The sequence below is a fragment of the Patescibacteria group bacterium genome (genome assembly GCA_028692545.1).
Taxonomy (GTDB): domain Bacteria; phylum Patescibacteriota; class Patescibacteriia; order UBA1558; family S5-K13; genus STD2-204.
In genome coordinates, this window is record JAQUXC010000011.1 from 14,833 (window position 1) to 33,446 (window position 18,614).

The following is an 18,614-nucleotide window of genomic DNA, read 5'->3' on the forward strand; positions in this document are numbered from 1 at the left end:
TTTATTTGACAAAATATAGTTTTGGGTATATACTCATAATATAGCTTAGATTTTTTGAATAGCTATCAATAAATTTTAGCTATGTTAATAAATAATCCCGCAAATCGAGTTTAACCAGCTTAGCTGTTTTTAACTTTAAAAAACGGGACAGGAGAAAAAATATATGCCAAAATATGATGGAACAGGTCCTATGGGACAAGGTCCTATGACTGGTAGAGGTATGGGAAATTGTAATTCTTTTCGTTCAGGTTTTCCTTGTCGTGGTCTTAGATTTTTAAACAGACAAAATCCTAAAAATCTAGAAGACTATAGAGATGAATTGAAAGAAGAATTATCTTATGTAGAAAATGAGATAAAGGACTCCAAATAATAGACAAAAGGAGAAAAGGGGTTTTTGCCTCTTTTCTTTTTGTAAAATTTTTATTATTATACGAATATATATTTATATCTTTTTAATTTACAAATTATATGTCAAGACCAAGATTATGTAGAAAAGTAAGCACAAAAGCTGTTTCAAAATATTTCAAACCCCAAGGAATTCCTATGAGAAATTTGGATATTGTTTTTTTGTCTCATGAAGAAATAGAAGCGCTTAATTTGAAAAATATAAAAAATTTGGATCAAATAGAATCAGCAAAAAAAATGAATACATCACAGAGTACATTTCAAAGAATTTTGTCATCAGCTTACAAAAAAATAAGTGATGCTATGTTAAATGGAAAAGCAATAAAAATTAAAGATTAAAAATTTATGAGTACATTTTATCTTATATTATTTTCTACACTTTGCGTGAGTATGATTTCTTTATCTGGTGTACTTGTTTTGTTTTTTAAGGAAAATATTTTGCGAAAAATAATTCTTTTTTTGGTTGCATTTTCTGCAGGAGCACTTATGGGTGGAGCATTATTTCATTTATTACCAGAAGCTATAGAAATAATGGATAATAGTTTTATGGTGTATGTTTGGATTATGATAGGATTTTCTACATTTTTCTTTTTGGAGCAATTTATACATTGGCATCATTGTCACAAATTGCCAAGTGAACACAAAGAGCCATTTACGTATTTGGTGCTTATATCCGACTCTGTTCATAATTTTATAGATGGAACTGTCATAGCCAGTGCATTTATTGTAGATATAAAAGTTGGTATTGCTACTTGGATAGCTGTAATGTTGCATGAGTTTCCTCAAGAGCTTGGGGATTTTGGGGTACTTATTCATGGTGGTTGGAGTAAAATAAAAGCTTTAATTTTTAATTTCACATCATCTTTTACAGTTATAATTGGTGCTATGTTTGTATATTTTACTTCTAGTAGTTTGAGCCTTGTGTTTCTGTTGCCATTTGCATCTGGAAGTTTTATCTATATTGCTGCGTCAGATCTTATCCCAGAGATAAAGCTTCATCCTGATAAAAAAAATAGTATTTTTTATTTTTTATTTTTTGTATTGGGTATATCTTTTACATTAATTATAAAACTTATAGATTTTTAATTTTGTGATATAATTAAATAACATATTACATTCTGTCTACATGTAGTCAGAAGTAAACATAATTAATAATATTAATAATTCCCCAAAACGGGACAAATAAAAATTATGAGAAAACAAACTGTAAAAAAACAAACAGTATCAGAATCAAGAACATATCTAAAGCCATGGATGCTTATAGTTTCAGTTCTTGTAGTAGCAGTACTTGTCGGTGCTGTTATATATTCTGGTCAACAAAGTATTGTAAAGGATAAGGATGAAAATTTGAAAAAATCTGAATCTAGAATAAAAGATTTATCATCACAGTTAACACAAATGGAAGAATATATAAGAACAAACATGGTACAAAAAGAAGAAGAAAAAAAACCAGAGAATATAGTTTATACAAATAGTAAAAGTGGATTTTCTATGGAATTTCCTAAAACATGGGGAAATTATATAGCAAAAGATAGACAATTGAAATTTGGTGTGATTGGTTCTACTGATTCAGTTGATTTTTATTTTGATGAAAATAGTCCTGTTTTTAATATAGCTATGATTGACAAAAGTATATGGGATTCTGTAAAAGATTTATCTTATTATACACCAACAAAGATTCAAGAAAATGATAAATATGTAGTTGCCTATTCTATACCAAAGGGAGTAGATGAAGATTTTATAGCCTCAAAACAAGAAGATATAAATATAATTTTAAATAGTTTTACAATTTTAGAACCTAGTAATATAGATACAGATGGTGTAAATCAGCCTGTTTCTAATATTACACCCTCTAATCCAGAACCTGTATTAGAATAAAAATTTATGAAAGTTCTAAAAATAGGCGCAGATTGGTGTGCAGAATGTTTGGTGATGAAACCTCGTTGGAAAGAAATAGAGGAAGAGTTTAATTTTTTAGAAACAGAATATTTTGATTATGATAAAAATAAAGATATAAGAGAAAAATATAATATTAAGCATGTTCCTAGTTTTATATTTTTGGATAAAGATGTTAATGAATTTTTGAGAAAAGAAGGTATAGTAGAGAAAAGTGAACTTATAAAAATAATAGTAGAAAATAAAGATAAATAATAAAATGAGTGTTGTAAAAAATAAAACATTTAAATTTATTTTGTTGGTAGTTTTTTTTGTACTGATACCATTTTTTTCTTTACATGCAAAAGAAATTGAGATAAATTTTTTGTTTAGTCCTACATGTCATTTTTGTGCTAATGAAAAACCATTTTTATATTCTTTGGAAAATAATAATAAAGATATTATTGTAAACAGTTATGATATAACTGATTTAAAAAATGAAAATTTGGTAAAAAATTTATATTTAGAATACAAAGTTCCTTATAATGATTATGGATCCGTACCTATGACATTTATAAAGGATAAATATTTTGTAGGTTACAATGAAAAAATAGGAGAAAGTATAAAAAATTATATAAACGATTTAAATAATGAGGTAGATCATGATGTTGGCGTTGGAGATAATAAAAAAATAGAAATAGAGCGAATTGAAAATTTTAGAAATTTTAAAATTCCTTTTTTTGGAGATATTGATGTAAATAATTTTTCTCCTATGATGCTTAGTATTACAGTAGGTGCTTTGGACGGATTCAATGCTTGTGCTATGGTTGCTCTCGGTTTTCTTCTTACAGTTTTAGTGGGAACCGGTAGTAGAAAAAAAGTATTTATTATAGGATCTGTATTTATATTAATATCAGGTCTAATGTATTTTCTTTTTATAACAGCCTGGCTTAATCTTTTTATTTTTGTTGGATATATAAAAATTGTAAATATTATAGTTTCTCTTTTTATAATAATTTTCTCAGTTTTTGTTTTGAAAGATTATTGGACAGGAGTTGTGTGTAAGATGTGTGATGTATCAGAAGGAAAGAAAGAAAATATTTTTACAAAATTACAAAAAAAATTATTTGTAAGTATAACAAGAATATCTAATTCGGAAATGTCTCTTTTTGCTATGATTTTAGTGGTATCTGTTGTTGCTATTGGGGTAAATTTGGTTGAGCTTGTTTGTTCTTTGGGTTTTCCTATGGCTTATACAAAAATATTAACCTCCTACAATCTTTCCAAATTTTCTTATTATTTTCATATTTTTATCTATGTTTTGTTCTACATGATAGATGATTTTATAATTTTTTGTTTGGCTATTTTTACATTAAAAATAACAAATATTTCACAGAAATATTTAAAATTTGTAAAATTAATAAGTGGATTAGTGCTTTTTGTATTAGGAATTATAATGCTTATAAAAAATTAATTTATGTCTAAAAAAAATATTCAAAAGTTCTTGTTGTTAGGGATAATTTTTTTATTTCCATTTTTTGTATTCGCTCAAGAAACAGTAAACCCTTACAAAAATTTATCGGAGGATGTAAATAATAATGTTGATAGTGTTTTATTTAAGGCGGTAGTTATAGAAATATTGGAAGAAAAAAAAATAGAAGATGTAAATGGAAATATTATAGAACAACAAAATTTAAAATTAAAAGGTTTGAATAATGGATATGAAAATAAGGAAGTTGTATATAATGGAATAAGTGATATGCAAGTTTACTCGGTTCAAAAATTTAAGCTTGGCGACAGGCTTATTGTGAGTGCAGATACAAATACAGATGGAGAAATTGTCTATTATGTTATAGATTATATAAGAAACAATTCTATATATTTATTATTTTTTATATTTGTTTTTTGTATTTTGATAATAAATAGATTAAAAGGTTTTAGGGCTATAGTAAGTTTGTTTATAACATTTTTTGTTATATTAAAATTTATATTGCCACAAATATTAAATGGCGTTAATCCTATAATAATATCTATTCTCGGGGGATTTTTTATCTTATTAATGATAATATATGTAACAGAAGGTATAAATAGAAAAAGTCATCTAGCAATTTTAGGAATATTTATAAGTATGATTATTACAGGTATATTTGCCTTGATATTTTCAAATCTTTTGAGGCTTACTGGTATCTCGGAGGAAGGAGTTTTTCTTATTGATGCTATGAAGAAATCAATAGATTTCAAGGGCTTGCTTTTTGCTGGTACCATAATAGGAGCTTTGGGAGTATTGGATGATATGGTTGTAAGTCAGATATCAGCTGTTGAAGAGATAAAAAAAACAAATTCAAATTTATCTAATTATGAAGTTTTTAAAAGGGCATATAAGATTGGCGTATCTCATGTTGGTTCTATGACAAATACTTTATTTTTGGCTTATGCAGGATCTTCTCTTACTGTACTTTTGTTGTTTTATGTTGGTACAAAAGGATCTATGTTGGATGTTTTAAGTAGTGATTTGGTTGTTGTTGAAATATTTAGAAGTTTAATAGGTGGTATAGGACTTGCATTGTCTATGCCTATTAGTACTTTTTTAGGAGCTTATTATTTAAAAATTAAAAAATCCAGTTATACTGGATAAACAATTTTATGCACAAACACAAAGATCAAAGAGTTGGAGTTTTTGTTGATGTACAAAATATGTATTACTCTTCAAAAAATCTTTATGGAAAATTTGTAAATTTTAGAGCTATATTAGAACAAGCTGTTTATGATAGAAAACTAATTAGATCAACTGCTTATGTTATAGAATCTGGTATTCCAGATCAAAATAGTTTTTTCAAAGCTTTAGAAGAACAAGGATTCAATATAAACTCAAAGCCTTTGCAAATTTTTGCAGGTGGAAATAAAAAAGGGGATTGGGATGTTGGTATTACAGTAGATGCAATAAAAATGTCCTTACAGCTTGATGTTGTAATTTTGGTTACTGGAGATGGTGATTTTGTACCACTTGTAGATTATTTGCAATATCATGGAGTACTTGTTGAAGTAATAGCTTTTGAAGAAACTACATCAGCTCGTCTTATAGAAAAAGCAGATGACTTTTTCAATATTTCATCTGATACGAAAAAGTTTTTGATATCAGGTACAAAAATTACAAGAAGAAAGAAATAATTATTTTTTAAAGTCGTTTTATTTTTAGTTACTTCGACTTATCACGCGTAGCTGGAGTAGAGAAATCTAGAAATTAGATTTTTTGATACTATTATTTATAATTTTAAAGTCACTTTCATTTTTGATTGAGGTGACTTTATTTGTTTTTAGTTACAAAAATATCAGGAAAATAGGCCTTTTCTAATGTTGACAAAATATACAGAATATGATACTATATTGTATAGATTTAGTTCTTTGACAAAGTATATTTATAGCAATCAAAATAGTGTGGAGGGAACTATACAGCTGTTTCTACCCCTTAAATGGGGCGGATTTAGCCTAAGAATAGAGTATATAAAATGACTAATATTTATATTATGTTGACCTAAGTTGCCTTATCAAAGCTCTAAAGCAATGATATATGGCGACAGCGGAAGACAATGTCATACTGATATACTCTAATCTCTACACTGCTTTGATTGCTATAGAGAAAACAATAAATTATAAATTTATAATTGGTGTTATTAATAAGTGCGGATCTTTAAAACCGTGCCAGTTACAGGCTTTCTAATAAAGAAAAAAGTGTAACGGGAGCTTACATAAAGTGCTTAGTTGTCATCTACTAAGTGGTGAAACAGCTTGACAGCTGTCCTTTTAGGAGGAAAAATGTTCGACTCATACAACAATAAGGTAGTAGGAGATGTAATTCCAGATTTTGTGGCAAGTTATTGTCTAGGTAATGATCAAAGATGCATCCCAGTATTAATAGTCGAAGTTTTCGACAATCCTATTTCCCTTGGAAATAACGAAGATGGAGAGGAAGAATTCAACCTCGGTGGTTGGGAATATACTTCAGAAAATGGAAATTTGCAGATTGGTGGTTGTAATGAGCCGATTCCAATGTTTCGTTTACCCGAACAAAGGAATCAGAAAAATGGAGCAAGGAGATGGTGGTATACCACTTCTTACAAGCCACTACGAGCTATCGTGGTGGAAGAAATACTTCCACAAAGATTTTGTCCTGATTGCGGTGGAGTGTTGAAATATGATGCGGAAATACAAGTACCGCCACCAGAAGAGTGGTTAAATGGTCCGAGATTTTTCTGCCCTCGGTGCAGGAAAGATTATAAACTGGATGGCTTCGACTTAGATTTTATGAGTAGAGATTCATATGGACTATCTTATCACGATCCAGCTCCGAATACACCAGATTCTTTGGGTGCTTTATATGGCACCACGGATGAAGTGCTTCAGAAGAGAATTTTAGAAGCTGTCCAATTTGGAATTCCAATAAGGATGATTCAGCATAAGCTGAAAAGACGTTTAAAAGAATTCAGGTTTAATATGGGTGTGCTTATTTTCGGTTCCCCGGGTATAAATGAATATTTTCCAGCAGAATCCTTATGGGAATCTACTTTCATAATAATGGATTATACTGGGAAGTTTTATTATGCTCTAATGGAGCATGAATACAAATCAAAAATGAGATTAAAAAAGTAGGAAATGCCTAATCGGTATTTCCTAAAGAATATGCGGCGGGGATGTAACATTCTCCGTCGTTTTTATTTTTGGAAAAATTACTTTATTACAATTTTTGTTCCAATTTGAGAGAACCAATATAATAATTCCATATTTTCATATGATACATTCACACACCCATGACTCATTGGGTGTCCAAAATTATTGTGCCAATAAGCTCCGTGAATATAGAATCTATATTTTCCAGTTGTGAAATGTAAATTCCATTTTGTGTTTGGATAATCAAAATTATATCCAGGACCACCATATCTTTTTGAGTCCACTTTGTTTAGAACTTTGAATTCTCCACTTGGTGTTTCCATACCTCTTATACCACTTGATATAGGAAAACTATCTAGCATTGTATTACCAAAATAGTATTTTAAATTTTGAGTTTTTATATCTACTTTTATAAGTTTGTCTAATTTAGCCTCTGGATTATTGTCTAGTGGATTGTTTCCTGCTTTTACTTCTGTTCCATCTAGATACAAATCTCCATCAGTATCAGCATTCATCAAATTTGTATTTATTAGTATTTCCCAATAATCATTTAAATAATCTTTGTCAGAATCTACCTCAATCATTTTTTTGTCTTTGTGTCTTGGAGATGTTTTGTCTTTTACTTCTTTTCCATCAGGTATTCCATCTCCATCAGTATCAAAATTATTTGGATCAGTGTAATAAATATTTTCTTCTTCAAAATCAGGTAAGTCGTCATTATCAGCGTCATAATATTTTGTAATTGGATTTACAAATATATTATTCAAATTTTCTATTGAATTAATTGCTTTTCCTTCTTCGCAATGTGACAAGTCATAAGTTATTGCATTTTTATAATCAAATCCATTTTTTCTAAAAACTTCATCAGTTGTAAATACTCTTTTTTTGCCATTTTCTATATAATAATATCCTTTTGTTTCAGTGTGGTTTACAATTGTTCCATTTCTTATATATCCAATGCTTTTATAGTTTCCTGGTTTTAATTTTATACTTCCAGAATATGCATATTTTGACATATCATCGCTACTAATATTTTCTACACTATTAAAATTTTTGTACCAAGACAAAAATATTTCTTCATTTGGAAAATCATATTTTTTATTATCGATTACAAAAAAAATAGAGGACAATCCTTCTACTTTTAGTAGTTTTCCATAACTTTTAGCAAATATAATATTTGGAATTATTAAAAGTGTAATTACAAATAAAAATTTTATATAAATATACTTAGTAAATGTCCTTTTGTTTTTAACCATTTTTCATTTTGTTTATAATTTGGCATTATTTTTTCAACTTCATTCCAAAATTTTTTGGAATGATTTTTTTCTTTTATATGGCACAGTTCATGAATTACTACATAATCTATTATTTCTATTGGAGCCATAGCTAACCTCATAGAAAGATTTATATTATTTTTGAAACTACACGAACCCCATCTATTTTTTGCATTCGTTATTTTTATTTTGTTATACTTTATATTTTCTAATTTAGAGTAATATTTTACCCTTTTGTTTATAATATTTTCAGCTTTTTGTTTTGTAATTTTTTTGATTTCAGAGCCTTGTAATTTTTTTAAATCATATTTTTTATCAGTTGCTATTTTTTGTTTTTTTGTTATCCAATTGTTTTTTTGATTTACAAATTTTTCTATTATATATACTGGAGTAAATAATGGAGCTCTTATAATAAGTTCTGCATCTTTGTTTATTTCTAGTGCAACACTTTTTCTACGAGAGCGGATTAATTTATAATTTTTCATAATTATTTGTTTTTTAGTCGTTTTGATGTGCTACTTATTGCAAATATTCCAAGTATAGATAAATATGTGGCAGTAAATTCCATTGGCATTTTATATTTTTCTGGGTACAGTGTATTTAAAATTATAAATATTATAATTATTATAGTATAAATTGATATAAATATTTCTCCCTTGTATTTTGAAATAAAATTTTTATTTTTCCACCTGTTTGTTTCTTTTATCCCTGTAAATATTGATAATATAGAAATGTATACTAGCGTTATAGTCTCAAGAGAATTTTCACAGTCTAAAATTTTAAAAAAATGTACTATAAATATAACAGCTGTAAAAATTGCCCAAAGATAGGTAATAAATCTCCAAAGTTTTAAGTTACCTGATACATCTTTTGTATGCTTTTTCATAAATATATAATATCAGTTTTTTTATAATCTATAAAGTATAATTGACAAGAGTAATGTCTTATGCTATCATTTTTATATAAATTTGTCTTTTATTATTTATAAATTTACTTATATATGAAGTTTTTGGACATAATACAAATAATAGTTTCTGTATTACTTATTGTATCTATATTATTACAAAACCGTGGTGGAGGCTTATCTTCACTTTTTGGTGGTCAAAGCTCTGTATTTCAAGTAAAAAGAGGTGCTGAAAAATTTATTTTTATATCAACTATAGTTTTGTCAGTTATGTTTTTTGCTTTGGGTTTAGCCCGTCTTCTTGTATAATATATATTAGACCAATTCTTTAAATATCTAATCAATAAGCACAATACCTGTGCTCTTAAATTTTCTTAAAAAAATAAAAGTTTTTTTTAAAGAAAGCCATTTTGTTAAAGATGTCTATTATTTTTTTCGTACATCTTTCTCATCTGTAAAATCTCAATTAAAATTAGATAATTCTATAAATGAGGATAAAAAACTTGTTTTAGATCATAACAAAAGAAAATTACCGACAATAGAACAATTAAAACAAATTAAATATTTTTTATCTTTGAAAGAGAAAAGAATACTTATAATATTTATTTTTTTCGCTATAACATCTTTGTTTATATTTTTAGGTAAAACTTTTTGGAACTTTTTGATTGAAGTTCCTAGATATGGTGGTGAATATACAGAAGGGGTTGTAGGGTCTATAGCTTATATAAATCCATTACTTTCACAAACAAATGATGTAGATAGGGATATAAGTAAATTGGTATTTTCTGGTCTTTTTAGAATGAATAATAATGGAGAGTTAGAAAAAGATCTTATTTCAAATTATAATATTAGTGATGATCAAAAAATATATACATTTATATTAAAAGATAATATATATTTTCACGATAATGTAAAACTTACAGTAGAAGATATAGAATTTACCTTGGCATCTATTCAAGACCAGTCTTTTAATAGTCCATTATACAAAACTTTCAAAGGTATAGTATATGAAAAAGTTTCTGATAATTCATTTAAATTGATTTTGACTGAAGCGTTTTCTCCTTTTTTATCAACTCTTACTTTTGGAATATTACCAGCTCATCTTTGGCATAATATTCCAGCTGCAAATTCTGGATTAACTGAATTAAATAAAAAACCAATAGGAACTGGTCCATTTCAATATAAATCCTTTAAAAAAGATACTAGTGGCAAAATAATTCAATATACTCTTTATAGATTTGATGATTATTATGAAAAAAAACCGTATTTAAAAATAATAAATTTTAGACTATTTGATGATACAGATAGTGCTATTGAATATTTAAAAAGTGGAAAAATAAATGGAATAGGATTTTTATCACAGGATAATTTATCAAAAGTGAAAGATTTTAATTCAATAAATATACATACTTTTGATATGCCTAGATATATAGCACTTTTTTTCAATCCCAAAAATCAAGAATTATTAAAAGATAAAAATATAAGACAGGCAATGTCTTTGGCTATAAATAAAAAAGAACTAGCTCAAGAAGCTGAAATTTCAGAAAAAGAAGCTTATGGTCCACTGGACTTTATTATAAATTCAGGAACAGATGAATATGATATTAAGAAGTCTGCTGAATTATTAAAAAATGCAGGATGGTCACTAGAAGATGGAACACTTAAAAAAGGAGATAAAAAGTTAGAATTTACAATAACAAGTGTTGATAACGCGGAATATATAAAAATTTTACAATATATAAAAAGACAATGGGGAAAGATTGGAATAGTGACAAACTTAGAGATTATTCCAAAGGATAAAATAACAAGTCAAATAATAGAATCAAGGAATTATCAAATTTTATTGTATGGTCAAATTTTATCGTATGATCCTGATCCGTATCCATTTTGGCACTCTTCTCAAATTGTATCTGGTTTGAATCTTAGTATATTTGCAGACAAGGATATAGATAGTATTTTAGAATCTGCAAGAGCCACAACATCATTTGATGAGAGAATAAAAAAATATGAAGAATTTCAAAAAATATTAAAAGATCAGTATATGGCCATATTTTTATTTAGACCTACTTATAATTATCCTGTTTCAAAAAACATAAAAGGTGTAGATGGAAAAATTGTATATTTGTCATCTGATAGATTTTCAAATATATATAATTGGTATATAAAAACCAAAAAAACTTTTAAAATTAAAAATAATTAATTATTTTTAGAAAAGATTTATGATTTCTCTATTAATAAATCTTGTCGTTTTATTATTAAACTAAAAAATCAAGCCAGGCTTGAAAAAAAATATGAATGCTAAAAACAAACAAATAAATAAAAGAATAAAATTAAATCCACACAATACAGATAAAAAAAATATTTCAGATCCTGCTTCAGAACATGCAGACTCAGGAAAATTTTCAGAAAAAGAAAAATTAAAAGTTATAGTTTTGGGTGGAAATGAAGAAGTTGGTAGGAATATGACTATTTTGGAATATGAAAATGATATCATAATTATTGATATGGGAGTTTCTTTTCCAGAAGAAGATATGCCTGGAATAGATTTGGTTATTCCAAATATAGAATATTTAAGAGGTAAACAAAACAAAATAAGAGGAGTTGTAGTGACTCATGGACATTTAGATCACATTGGAGCAATTCCATATTTAATACCAGAGTTAGGAAATCCTACAATATATTCATCACCACTTGCTCTTGGAATAATTCAAAAAAGAGCAGAGGAATTTGATACATTAGCGCCTTTGAATCTTAGTGCAATAAATTCAGATGATGTTTTGAAATTAGGTGTCTTTACAGTTACATTTTTCAAAGTAAGTCACAATATTCCTGATTCAATGGGTATTATAGTAGATACACCTCTTGGAAAAATAGTTCACAGCGGAGATTTTAAGTTGGATTTTGATGGAGCTGTAGAAGATATTCCAGAAATTTCAAAAATAGCAAGACTCGGAGAGCAAAATATATTAGCCCTTATGTCTGATTCTACAAATGCACCAAAACCAGGACATCAAGTGAGTGAGTCAGAAATTAAAGGTAATCTTTTTGATATCATAAGAAATGTAAGAGGAAGGGTAATAATTGGAACATTTTCATCACTTTTAAACAGAGTACAACAAATAATTTTGGCTGCAGAAAAATTGAATAAAAAAATTATTATAGAGGGTTATAGTATGAAAACAAATGTTGAGATAGCTCATCAGCTTGGTTATCTGAAATACAAAAAAGATACAATTATTACAGAAAAACAATTAAGAGAATATCCTGATAATAGAATTGTTGTTTGTTGTACTGGTGCCCAAGGAGAAGATAGGGCTGTCTTAATGCGTATAGTAAACAAAGAACACAAATTTTTATCAATACAAAAAGATGATACGGTAATATTTTCATCTTCTGTAATTCCTGGAAATGAACGTGCCGTACAACGTTTGACAGATAGTCTATATAGACAAGGAGCAGATGTTGTCCATTATCAGATGATGGATGTTCATGCTGGTGGTCATGGCAAAAAAGAAGATTTGAAGCTTATGATAAATTTGGTAAAACCAAAATATTTTATTCCTATTGAAGGTCATCATTCATTTTTGCATATGCATGCAAAGATAGCGGAAGAAACAGGGGTTGATCCAAAAAATATTTTTATTGCAGATAATGGTCAGGTAATAGAATTTACAAAGCTTGGCGGAAGACTTACAAATAAAAGAGTTCCAAGTGAATATGTGTTTGTAGACGGACTTGGAGTTGGAGATATATCAAACATTGTTCTTCGTGATAGAAAACAAATGGCCGAAGATGGAATGATTGTAGCAATTGTTACAATTAGTGCAAAAACAGGGGAATTAGTTCACTCTCCTGATATTATATCTCGTGGCTTTGTTTATATGAAAGAAAACAAAGAACTTATAGAAAAAACAAGAGACACCGTAAGAAAGCTTACGGCAACACACAATCCAAAAAGCATGGCAAATGACATGTATTTGAAGAATAAAATTAGAAATGAATTGGGAAAGTTTTTGTTTGAACAAACAGAAAGACGTCCAATGATACTTCCTGTTGTGATTGAGGTTTAGCTTTTTGTAATATAATATGATTTAAAGATGGATTAAATATATGCACAAAGAATCAAAGATTTTAAGAGAATTTTCAAAAGAAAACTTTCAAGATGAAAGAGATGATTCCGCTAAAAAGATTAGAGAGTATAGATCTAAACATTTTAATGCTATAAGACAAAAAGACGAAAAAATACAGTCCTTTTCTAATATAGAAGGGGCTATTTCAGAAAATGAAGGTGTAATATTAGAATTGCTTAAGCAGTTAGATGAACTAGGGAATGAGATTGATAATTTTTCTAATACTTTTTTAAAAAAAATATTAAATCATCAAAAGGTTAAAAACTTACAAGCAGAACTAGTTTTGGGACAAAAATCTTTAGAAGATTTGCAAAAAGAAATAAGCGAGTTGAAAGAAGAAAAAAAAGTCAAAGATTCTGAATTAATGGAAATTTATTTATTATCAGATTTAAAAGGTGCTGAAATTATTTCAAAAAATTTTCATGCAAGAGAATTGGAAAAATGGAAAAATTCTGAATATGATTTTGAAACCTTAGAAAAATATTTTAATGAAGATAATTTGAAAAAATTATCAATTGATGATTATGTTATTTTGTTACAAAGATTTCCTTCTAACATGGTAACTCATGTTACAAGACAAGGAATAAGGGATCATACGGGACACATGTTTCACATGGCGGGAGTTGGTGAATATTCCGAAGGGTTTATGGAGATTTTAAAAGATGGAAGATTGAGATCGCCACTTGGAGTATACTTATCGCAAGAAAACAAAAAACAGGCAATTGAAAATTTTTTACATTTAAATTTATACAGTAGCAAAGAAAAAGCACTAGAAGATTTGAATACAAGATTAGATACAAGATCAATGGAGGCGGCTGGTAGCTATTCTGATTCAAGTGCCATACATTTTGCAACAGAAGAGGTTGCTGATGTTTATTACGGATCTGAAAAATTTAATGAGATGTTTATATGTTTTCCATCAGCACTAATAGCAAGTCAATATTATTACAATGGAAATATTATAAGCGGTGGAGGTGGATATTGGAATGATGCTTGGGTTTGGGCAAATGAAGAGAAAGGGATTGATCTTGAGTCTGGAATAGTTTTTATACCAAAGAATGCAAAAGTTGATAAAAAAACAGGGTCTAGGTATGAATTAGATGAAAATCAAAATCCAATAGTAAATGAGAACAACATAGAAATGTTGAAAAAAATAATACTTGTTGATGATTTTGAAATTGATAGTATAAATAAAGAATTTGAAGAATATAACAAATATGATAATTGTATTAAAGAATCTTTTGAATCTTTTTTACAAAAGAATAAAGATAAGATTAGAAAGATGTTAAATATGGAAGATGAGTGTTTATTAAATGCTTTTGCTAGAGATCCCTATATTTTAAAAAGAATAAAAGAAACTCATAATATATATTTGAATTATAACAATAATGCTTATGATAATTATGAAACCAGAATGAATTCTGAAATAAGAAAGATTTTGGAGGAAAATGGTTTATATTATAAACATGCTACTGATACAATAAATTCTTGTGATTTTTGGGAGAATTATTTTAAAGAAAGTAGAATAAAAAAACCAAACAAAATTGTTTATTATGAAGAATCTGACCCAAGTTTAGCTTTATATAATTTTAGAAAGAAGAATGGCCTAAATCATAGTTTGATTAGAAATCGAGGTAATAATAATGATATGTTGTCTAGCCGTGAAATATCAAGAAAAGATAATATAGTAATATCAAATATTGACCATTTTAAAGAATTAGCATTTGAGGTTGTGGATGAGTATTTTGACAGAAAGGTTTAATAGAATTAATATAAAAATATGAAACCTATTAGATAAATATCTATATGTTTATAAATATTTAATAATATTTTATTGTAAATATGATAAATCAAAATAATAAAAAAATACTATTTTCAGGAATTCAACCAACAGGGGAAATTCATATTGGTAATTATTTGGGTGCAATAAAAAATTGGGTAGAATTACAAAATAGTGGAAATTATAATTGTATATATTCTATTGTAGATCTTCATGCTATAACAATCGATTATGATTCAAAAAAATATCAAGACATAATACTTGATTTGGCAGCAACTTTAATAGCTTGTGGAATTGATCCAAAAAAATCAATATTATTTGTTCAATCAAATGTAAAAGAACATACAGAGCTTTGTTGGTTGCTAAATACAATTACTCCAGTTGCAGAACTTCAAAGAATGACGCAATTCAAGGATAAATCTGGTATTAATATTTTAATGCAAAATCGTAATAAATTGATTCATGAAGCGCAGTGTCAATTTGAAGAATTAGATAAAGATGCAATTAAAGACTCTACTAATGTTAAAGTTAATAAAAACAAATATATTAAACTTTTGGAGGCTATTACAAAAAATTATTTTCAGAAAGATTTAGAAGAAAAAACATTTAATGAATCTAAAATTGGTCTTTTAGATTATCCAGTTCTTATGGCTTCTGATATTTTGCTTTATAATGCAGAAGTTGTGCCAGTCGGATATGATCAATCACAACATTTGGAACTTACTAATATGATTCTTAGAAAATTCAACAATAAATTTGGGGAATATTTCAAAAAAGTAAATCCATATATTACAACCGGTGCAAAGATAATGGCATTAAATGATCCAGAAAAGAAAATGAGTAAATCAATTTCTGGAAGCTATATTTCACTTTCAGATACGCCTGATGAAATTAGAAAAAAAATATCTCGTGCGGTGACGGATTCAAATCCTAGTGGTGAAATGTCGCATGGTGTAAAAAATTTGTTTGATTTATTATTATTTTTTGAAGCACGTGATATTCATGACAAATTTTTAAAACAATACAAAAATAAAATTATAAAATATTCAGAATTAAAATCAGAATTAGCAGATGTGATTATAAAAAAATTAGAACCAATACAATATAAGAAAAAGGAGCTATTAAAAAATCCAAAAAAATTAAAAAGCATTTTGGATGATGGTGCAAAACAAGCACAAAAAATTGCAAGTAAAAATATATTAGAGATTAAACGTAAAATGGGGTTAATATAAAAATATGTCACAACTTTATCAGCAGATAGATTCAAACAAAAGAAAAACATATATACTTATGTTTCTTTTTGTAGTTTTTATATGTCTTATTACTTGGATTTTTTCAAAATCTTTTGGTTGGGGATATGAAGTTGTATTTATAGCTGGATTTTTTTCAATAATAACAAGTTTGTATAGTTATTATGGTGGATATCAAGTAGCGCTTTCATCAGCCGGAGCAAAAGAAATATCAAATCAAAACAATCCATATTTATATAGAATGGTTGAAAATTTATCTATTACAGCTGGAATAAAAATGCCAAAAGTTTATATAATTCCTGACAATGCAATAAACGCATTTGCAACAGGTCGTGATCCAGAACATTCTCATATTGCTGTTACGAGCGGTGCAATAGAAAAACTTGAAAATGAAGAATTGGAAGGAGTGATAGCACATGAAATGAGCCATATAAAAAATTATGATATCCGTCTTATGACTATTGTTATAATTTGCGTTGGAATTATTACATTACTTTCACAATTTTTCTTGCGAGGAAGATTATTTTCAAGTAGGGACAATGATAAGGGTTCTGGGCAACTTGGCGCAATACTTGTAATAATTGGTCTCGTACTTGCAATTTTGTCTCCACTTTTTGCTCAGCTTATACAGCTCGCAGTTTCAAGAAAAAGAGAATATTTAGCTGATGCATCTGGTGCACTTTTGACTCGTTATGCTGACGGGCTCGCAAATGCTCTTGAGAAAATAAAACTAGAAGACAGGCAACTTATAAGAACAAACAAGGCAACTGCACATTTGTATATTTCATCTCCTTTCAAAATTGGAGCAAATGGAATAGGTCGTGCTTTTGCAACTCATCCACCAATAGATGACAGAATAAAAAAATTAAGAGCAATGAGTATTTAGAAAAATTTGAAAATATTTTAAAGCCCCTGTATCTAACGATACAGGGGCTTATAGTTTTTATTTGAGAAATAGTTTCTTGGATATTCCTAGGAATTTATTTTCCATAGGAAAATTTGATGTGATAATCAGCTCTTGTATTTTTGTAAATACACTAAGCCAAGGAATTGATATGTCGTCTGGAAGCTTCATGAATTTATCTACAAGAATTTTTATTTCTAGGTCTCTATTGGACATAGATGTGCTTTTTAGAAGGCTATACAAACCATAACTGTCTAATACATTTTTTCTAGGAAGAGGATTGTCTAACATTGCAATAACTTCCCATCCAAGTGTTTTTTGATGTTCTCTAAATGAAACCATAACAGAATTTTGAATATCATTTTTTCCGTATGGTGTGTTTTCATTTTGAGAATTTAAAAACATTTCAACATGTGTTCTCATAGTAGCTATGGTTTTTTTCTGTTCTTCTATGAGAGCAAATGGATACATGTGTTCTTCCATGTTTATTTTGTGGAAAACCCTTTCCCCATTTATAATTGTATAATCCTCTTTGTTTGAGAGGAGTGTACAAAAATGTCTGATGAAAAAATATGGACCTATGCAGTCCATACGATCACACCATCGAGACATAAATACTGGCCACATAGGAGACCCATCTTCCCACTCATCTTTATATGGTGAAATGATTCTCTCATCTACTTCAAAACTTGTCATATAATTGGTGTGGGCTGCTATGGAATATTCTATAAAAGTCATGAGATATTCTGTGTCGATATTATTAAGTTTAAATCCAAATAAATTTAGATATTTTTTTATCAAGAGAGCACCAGCTTCAGCATGCCTTATGAAGTTGTTTTTTTCTTGATACCTAGAAACTGGAGTAAAACCAAATATCTTTTCAGTTAAATCTTTTTTTTCGAATAGAATTAGTCCACTATCATGTTTAGTTCCACCAAAAAATGATGCAATAAAATCCAAAGGATGAATTATCTTTTTAAGATTTTCATCAAATCCTAAAAGCATTGCATTTCTGCAGTCTCTAATTATATGTCCGAGATCATGACCCAGTGGCAGATCTTTTAAATCAAATCCGTCAGTTTTTAGATTTCTTAAAAAATTTTCCATTATGGAAAATTTTGTTATGGAATTGCAGTAAATTTTTTGAGGTTCAGATATCTGTGTCCTAAGCTCAAGAAGCTTATCATACAAAGATCTTAGTCTCAAAACTACCAGATATTCCTGTTCTCTGTTCATTGTTCCTCCAACAATTATTATTTTTAATAATGTACCTTAACAAAATTATGTATTTTGGTCAATCTGTACAGTTAACAGTCAAGGGTTACACTTTCTAAATACTTTTCATGAGGAGTAAGTCCGTTAAGGGTTAAATGTATTCTTTTAAAATTGTAATAATTTAGCCATTCATAAGGAGTGTTCCAAATTCT

19 protein-coding genes are annotated in these 18,614 nt (G+C 27.9%); 15 read left to right on the forward strand and 4 right to left on the reverse strand.

Annotated elements, in window-relative coordinates:
* Positions 1-163 precede the first annotated feature (163 nt).
* From PHZ07_04430 to PHZ07_04470, 9 genes are all read left to right on the forward strand, one after another.
* Positions 164-370 (forward strand): DUF5320 domain-containing protein, encoded by a 207-nt coding sequence (locus PHZ07_04430; GenBank protein ID MDD3284811.1) that lies wholly within the window; start codon positions 164-166, stop codon positions 368-370.
* 98 nt (positions 371-468) lie between these two features.
* Complete coding sequence (locus tag PHZ07_04435) at positions 469-744, forward strand: DUF134 domain-containing protein (protein ID MDD3284812.1); 276 nt, start codon at positions 469-471, stop codon at positions 742-744.
* Between the two features lie 6 nt (positions 745-750).
* Positions 751-1,491, forward strand: coding sequence for a ZIP family metal transporter (locus tag PHZ07_04440; protein MDD3284813.1), 741 nt, complete (start codon positions 751-753; stop codon positions 1,489-1,491).
* A gap of 105 nt (positions 1,492-1,596) precedes the next feature.
* Complete coding sequence (locus PHZ07_04445) at positions 1,597-2,283, forward strand: hypothetical protein (protein MDD3284814.1); 687 nt, start codon at positions 1,597-1,599, stop codon at positions 2,281-2,283.
* Between the two features lie 6 nt (positions 2,284-2,289).
* Positions 2,290-2,556 carry a thioredoxin family protein gene (locus PHZ07_04450; protein ID MDD3284815.1) on the forward strand — a complete coding sequence of 89 codons (267 nt, stop codon included), beginning with the start codon at positions 2,290-2,292 and terminating at the stop codon, positions 2,554-2,556.
* Between the two features lie 4 nt (positions 2,557-2,560).
* Complete coding sequence (locus tag PHZ07_04455) at positions 2,561-3,754, forward strand: hypothetical protein (protein ID MDD3284816.1); 1,194 nt, start codon at positions 2,561-2,563, stop codon at positions 3,752-3,754.
* Between the two features lie 3 nt (positions 3,755-3,757).
* Entirely contained in the window at positions 3,758-4,915 is a 1,158-nt protein-coding gene (locus PHZ07_04460; protein MDD3284817.1) for a YibE/F family protein, read from the forward strand.
* Positions 4,916-4,923: 8 nt separating this feature from the next.
* Positions 4,924-5,448, forward strand: coding sequence for an NYN domain-containing protein (locus tag PHZ07_04465; GenBank protein ID MDD3284818.1), 525 nt, complete (start codon positions 4,924-4,926; stop codon positions 5,446-5,448).
* 645 nt (positions 5,449-6,093) lie between these two features.
* Positions 6,094-6,927 (forward strand): hypothetical protein, encoded by an 834-nt coding sequence (locus PHZ07_04470; protein MDD3284819.1) that lies wholly within the window; start codon positions 6,094-6,096, stop codon positions 6,925-6,927.
* Positions 6,928-7,004: 77 nt separating this feature from the next.
* Here PHZ07_04470 and PHZ07_04475 read toward each other — a convergent pair whose 3' ends face one another.
* From PHZ07_04475 to PHZ07_04485, 3 genes are read right to left on the reverse strand one after another with little or no spacing between them, the layout of a single operon-like run.
* A complete protein-coding gene (locus PHZ07_04475) occupies positions 7,005-8,201 on the reverse strand; it encodes a L,D-transpeptidase family protein (protein MDD3284820.1) in 1,197 nt (398 codons plus the stop codon).
* Positions 8,159-8,704 (reverse strand): M48 family metallopeptidase, encoded by a 546-nt coding sequence (locus PHZ07_04480; protein ID MDD3284821.1) that lies wholly within the window; start codon positions 8,702-8,704, stop codon positions 8,159-8,161. The genes PHZ07_04475 and PHZ07_04480 overlap by 43 nt, the downstream gene beginning before the upstream one ends.
* Before the next feature lie 2 nt (positions 8,705-8,706).
* Complete coding sequence (locus PHZ07_04485) at positions 8,707-9,105, reverse strand: hypothetical protein (protein MDD3284822.1); 399 nt, start codon at positions 9,103-9,105, stop codon at positions 8,707-8,709.
* Positions 9,106-9,219: 114 nt separating this feature from the next.
* On the opposite strand from PHZ07_04485, the gene secG reads away from it, so the two are divergent.
* The 6 genes from secG (at position 9,220) to PHZ07_04515 (ending at position 17,169) form a co-directional block, all read left to right on the forward strand.
* Positions 9,220-9,432, forward strand: a complete 213-nt coding sequence (gene secG / locus PHZ07_04490; GenBank protein ID MDD3284823.1) for a preprotein translocase subunit SecG — start codon at positions 9,220-9,222, stop codon at positions 9,430-9,432.
* Positions 9,433-9,481: 49 nt separating this feature from the next.
* Positions 9,482-11,323, forward strand: coding sequence for a peptide ABC transporter substrate-binding protein (locus PHZ07_04495; protein ID MDD3284824.1), 1,842 nt, complete (start codon positions 9,482-9,484; stop codon positions 11,321-11,323).
* A 91-nt stretch (positions 11,324-11,414) separates the two neighbouring features.
* On the forward strand, positions 11,415-13,193 hold the full coding sequence (locus PHZ07_04500; protein MDD3284825.1) for a ribonuclease J: 1,779 nt from the start codon (positions 11,415-11,417) through the stop codon (positions 13,191-13,193).
* A 40-nt stretch (positions 13,194-13,233) separates the two neighbouring features.
* Positions 13,234-15,015 carry a hypothetical protein gene (locus PHZ07_04505; protein ID MDD3284826.1) on the forward strand — a complete coding sequence of 594 codons (1,782 nt, stop codon included), beginning with the start codon at positions 13,234-13,236 and terminating at the stop codon, positions 15,013-15,015.
* An 80-nt stretch (positions 15,016-15,095) separates the two neighbouring features.
* Positions 15,096-16,265, forward strand: a complete 1,170-nt coding sequence (gene trpS, locus PHZ07_04510) for a tryptophan--tRNA ligase (GenBank protein ID MDD3284827.1) — start codon at positions 15,096-15,098, stop codon at positions 16,263-16,265.
* A gap of 4 nt (positions 16,266-16,269) precedes the next feature.
* Complete coding sequence (locus PHZ07_04515) at positions 16,270-17,169, forward strand: M48 family metallopeptidase (GenBank protein ID MDD3284828.1); 900 nt, start codon at positions 16,270-16,272, stop codon at positions 17,167-17,169.
* 57 nt (positions 17,170-17,226) lie between these two features.
* On the opposite strand, the gene PHZ07_04520 is transcribed toward PHZ07_04515, so the two are convergent.
* The gene (locus tag PHZ07_04520) at positions 17,227-18,423 is read right to left on the reverse strand and encodes a hypothetical protein (protein MDD3284829.1); all 1,197 of its coding nucleotides are present in this window, start codon (positions 18,421-18,423) and stop codon (positions 17,227-17,229) included.
* Between the last annotated feature and the right edge of the window lie 191 nt (positions 18,424-18,614).

Coding starts and splice junctions, on each gene's coding strand:
- PHZ07_04430 (MDD3284811.1), top strand. CDS start 164: ATGCCAAAATATGATGGAACAGGTCCTATGGGACAAGGTCCTATGACT.
- PHZ07_04435 (MDD3284812.1), top strand. CDS start 469: ATGTCAAGACCAAGATTATGTAGAAAAGTAAGCACAAAAGCTGTTTCA.
- PHZ07_04440 (MDD3284813.1), top strand. CDS start 751: ATGAGTACATTTTATCTTATATTATTTTCTACACTTTGCGTGAGTATG.
- PHZ07_04445 (MDD3284814.1), top strand. CDS start 1,597: ATGAGAAAACAAACTGTAAAAAAACAAACAGTATCAGAATCAAGAACA.
- PHZ07_04450 (MDD3284815.1), top strand. CDS start 2,290: ATGAAAGTTCTAAAAATAGGCGCAGATTGGTGTGCAGAATGTTTGGTG.
- PHZ07_04455 (MDD3284816.1), top strand. CDS start 2,561: ATGAGTGTTGTAAAAAATAAAACATTTAAATTTATTTTGTTGGTAGTT.
- PHZ07_04460 (MDD3284817.1), top strand. CDS start 3,758: ATGTCTAAAAAAAATATTCAAAAGTTCTTGTTGTTAGGGATAATTTTT.
- PHZ07_04465 (MDD3284818.1), top strand. CDS start 4,924: ATGCACAAACACAAAGATCAAAGAGTTGGAGTTTTTGTTGATGTACAA.
- PHZ07_04470 (MDD3284819.1), top strand. CDS start 6,094: ATGTTCGACTCATACAACAATAAGGTAGTAGGAGATGTAATTCCAGAT.
- PHZ07_04475 (MDD3284820.1), bottom strand. CDS start 8,201: ATGGTTAAAAACAAAAGGACATTTACTAAGTATATTTATATAAAATTT.
- PHZ07_04480 (MDD3284821.1), bottom strand. CDS start 8,704: ATGAAAAATTATAAATTAATCCGCTCTCGTAGAAAAAGTGTTGCACTA.
- PHZ07_04485 (MDD3284822.1), bottom strand. CDS start 9,105: ATGAAAAAGCATACAAAAGATGTATCAGGTAACTTAAAACTTTGGAGA.
- secG (MDD3284823.1), top strand. CDS start 9,220: ATGAAGTTTTTGGACATAATACAAATAATAGTTTCTGTATTACTTATT.
- PHZ07_04500 (MDD3284825.1), top strand. CDS start 11,415: ATGAATGCTAAAAACAAACAAATAAATAAAAGAATAAAATTAAATCCA.
- PHZ07_04505 (MDD3284826.1), top strand. CDS start 13,234: ATGCACAAAGAATCAAAGATTTTAAGAGAATTTTCAAAAGAAAACTTT.
- trpS (MDD3284827.1), top strand. CDS start 15,096: ATGATAAATCAAAATAATAAAAAAATACTATTTTCAGGAATTCAACCA.
- PHZ07_04515 (MDD3284828.1), top strand. CDS start 16,270: ATGTCACAACTTTATCAGCAGATAGATTCAAACAAAAGAAAAACATAT.
- PHZ07_04520 (MDD3284829.1), bottom strand. CDS start 18,423: ATGAACAGAGAACAGGAATATCTGGTAGTTTTGAGACTAAGATCTTTG.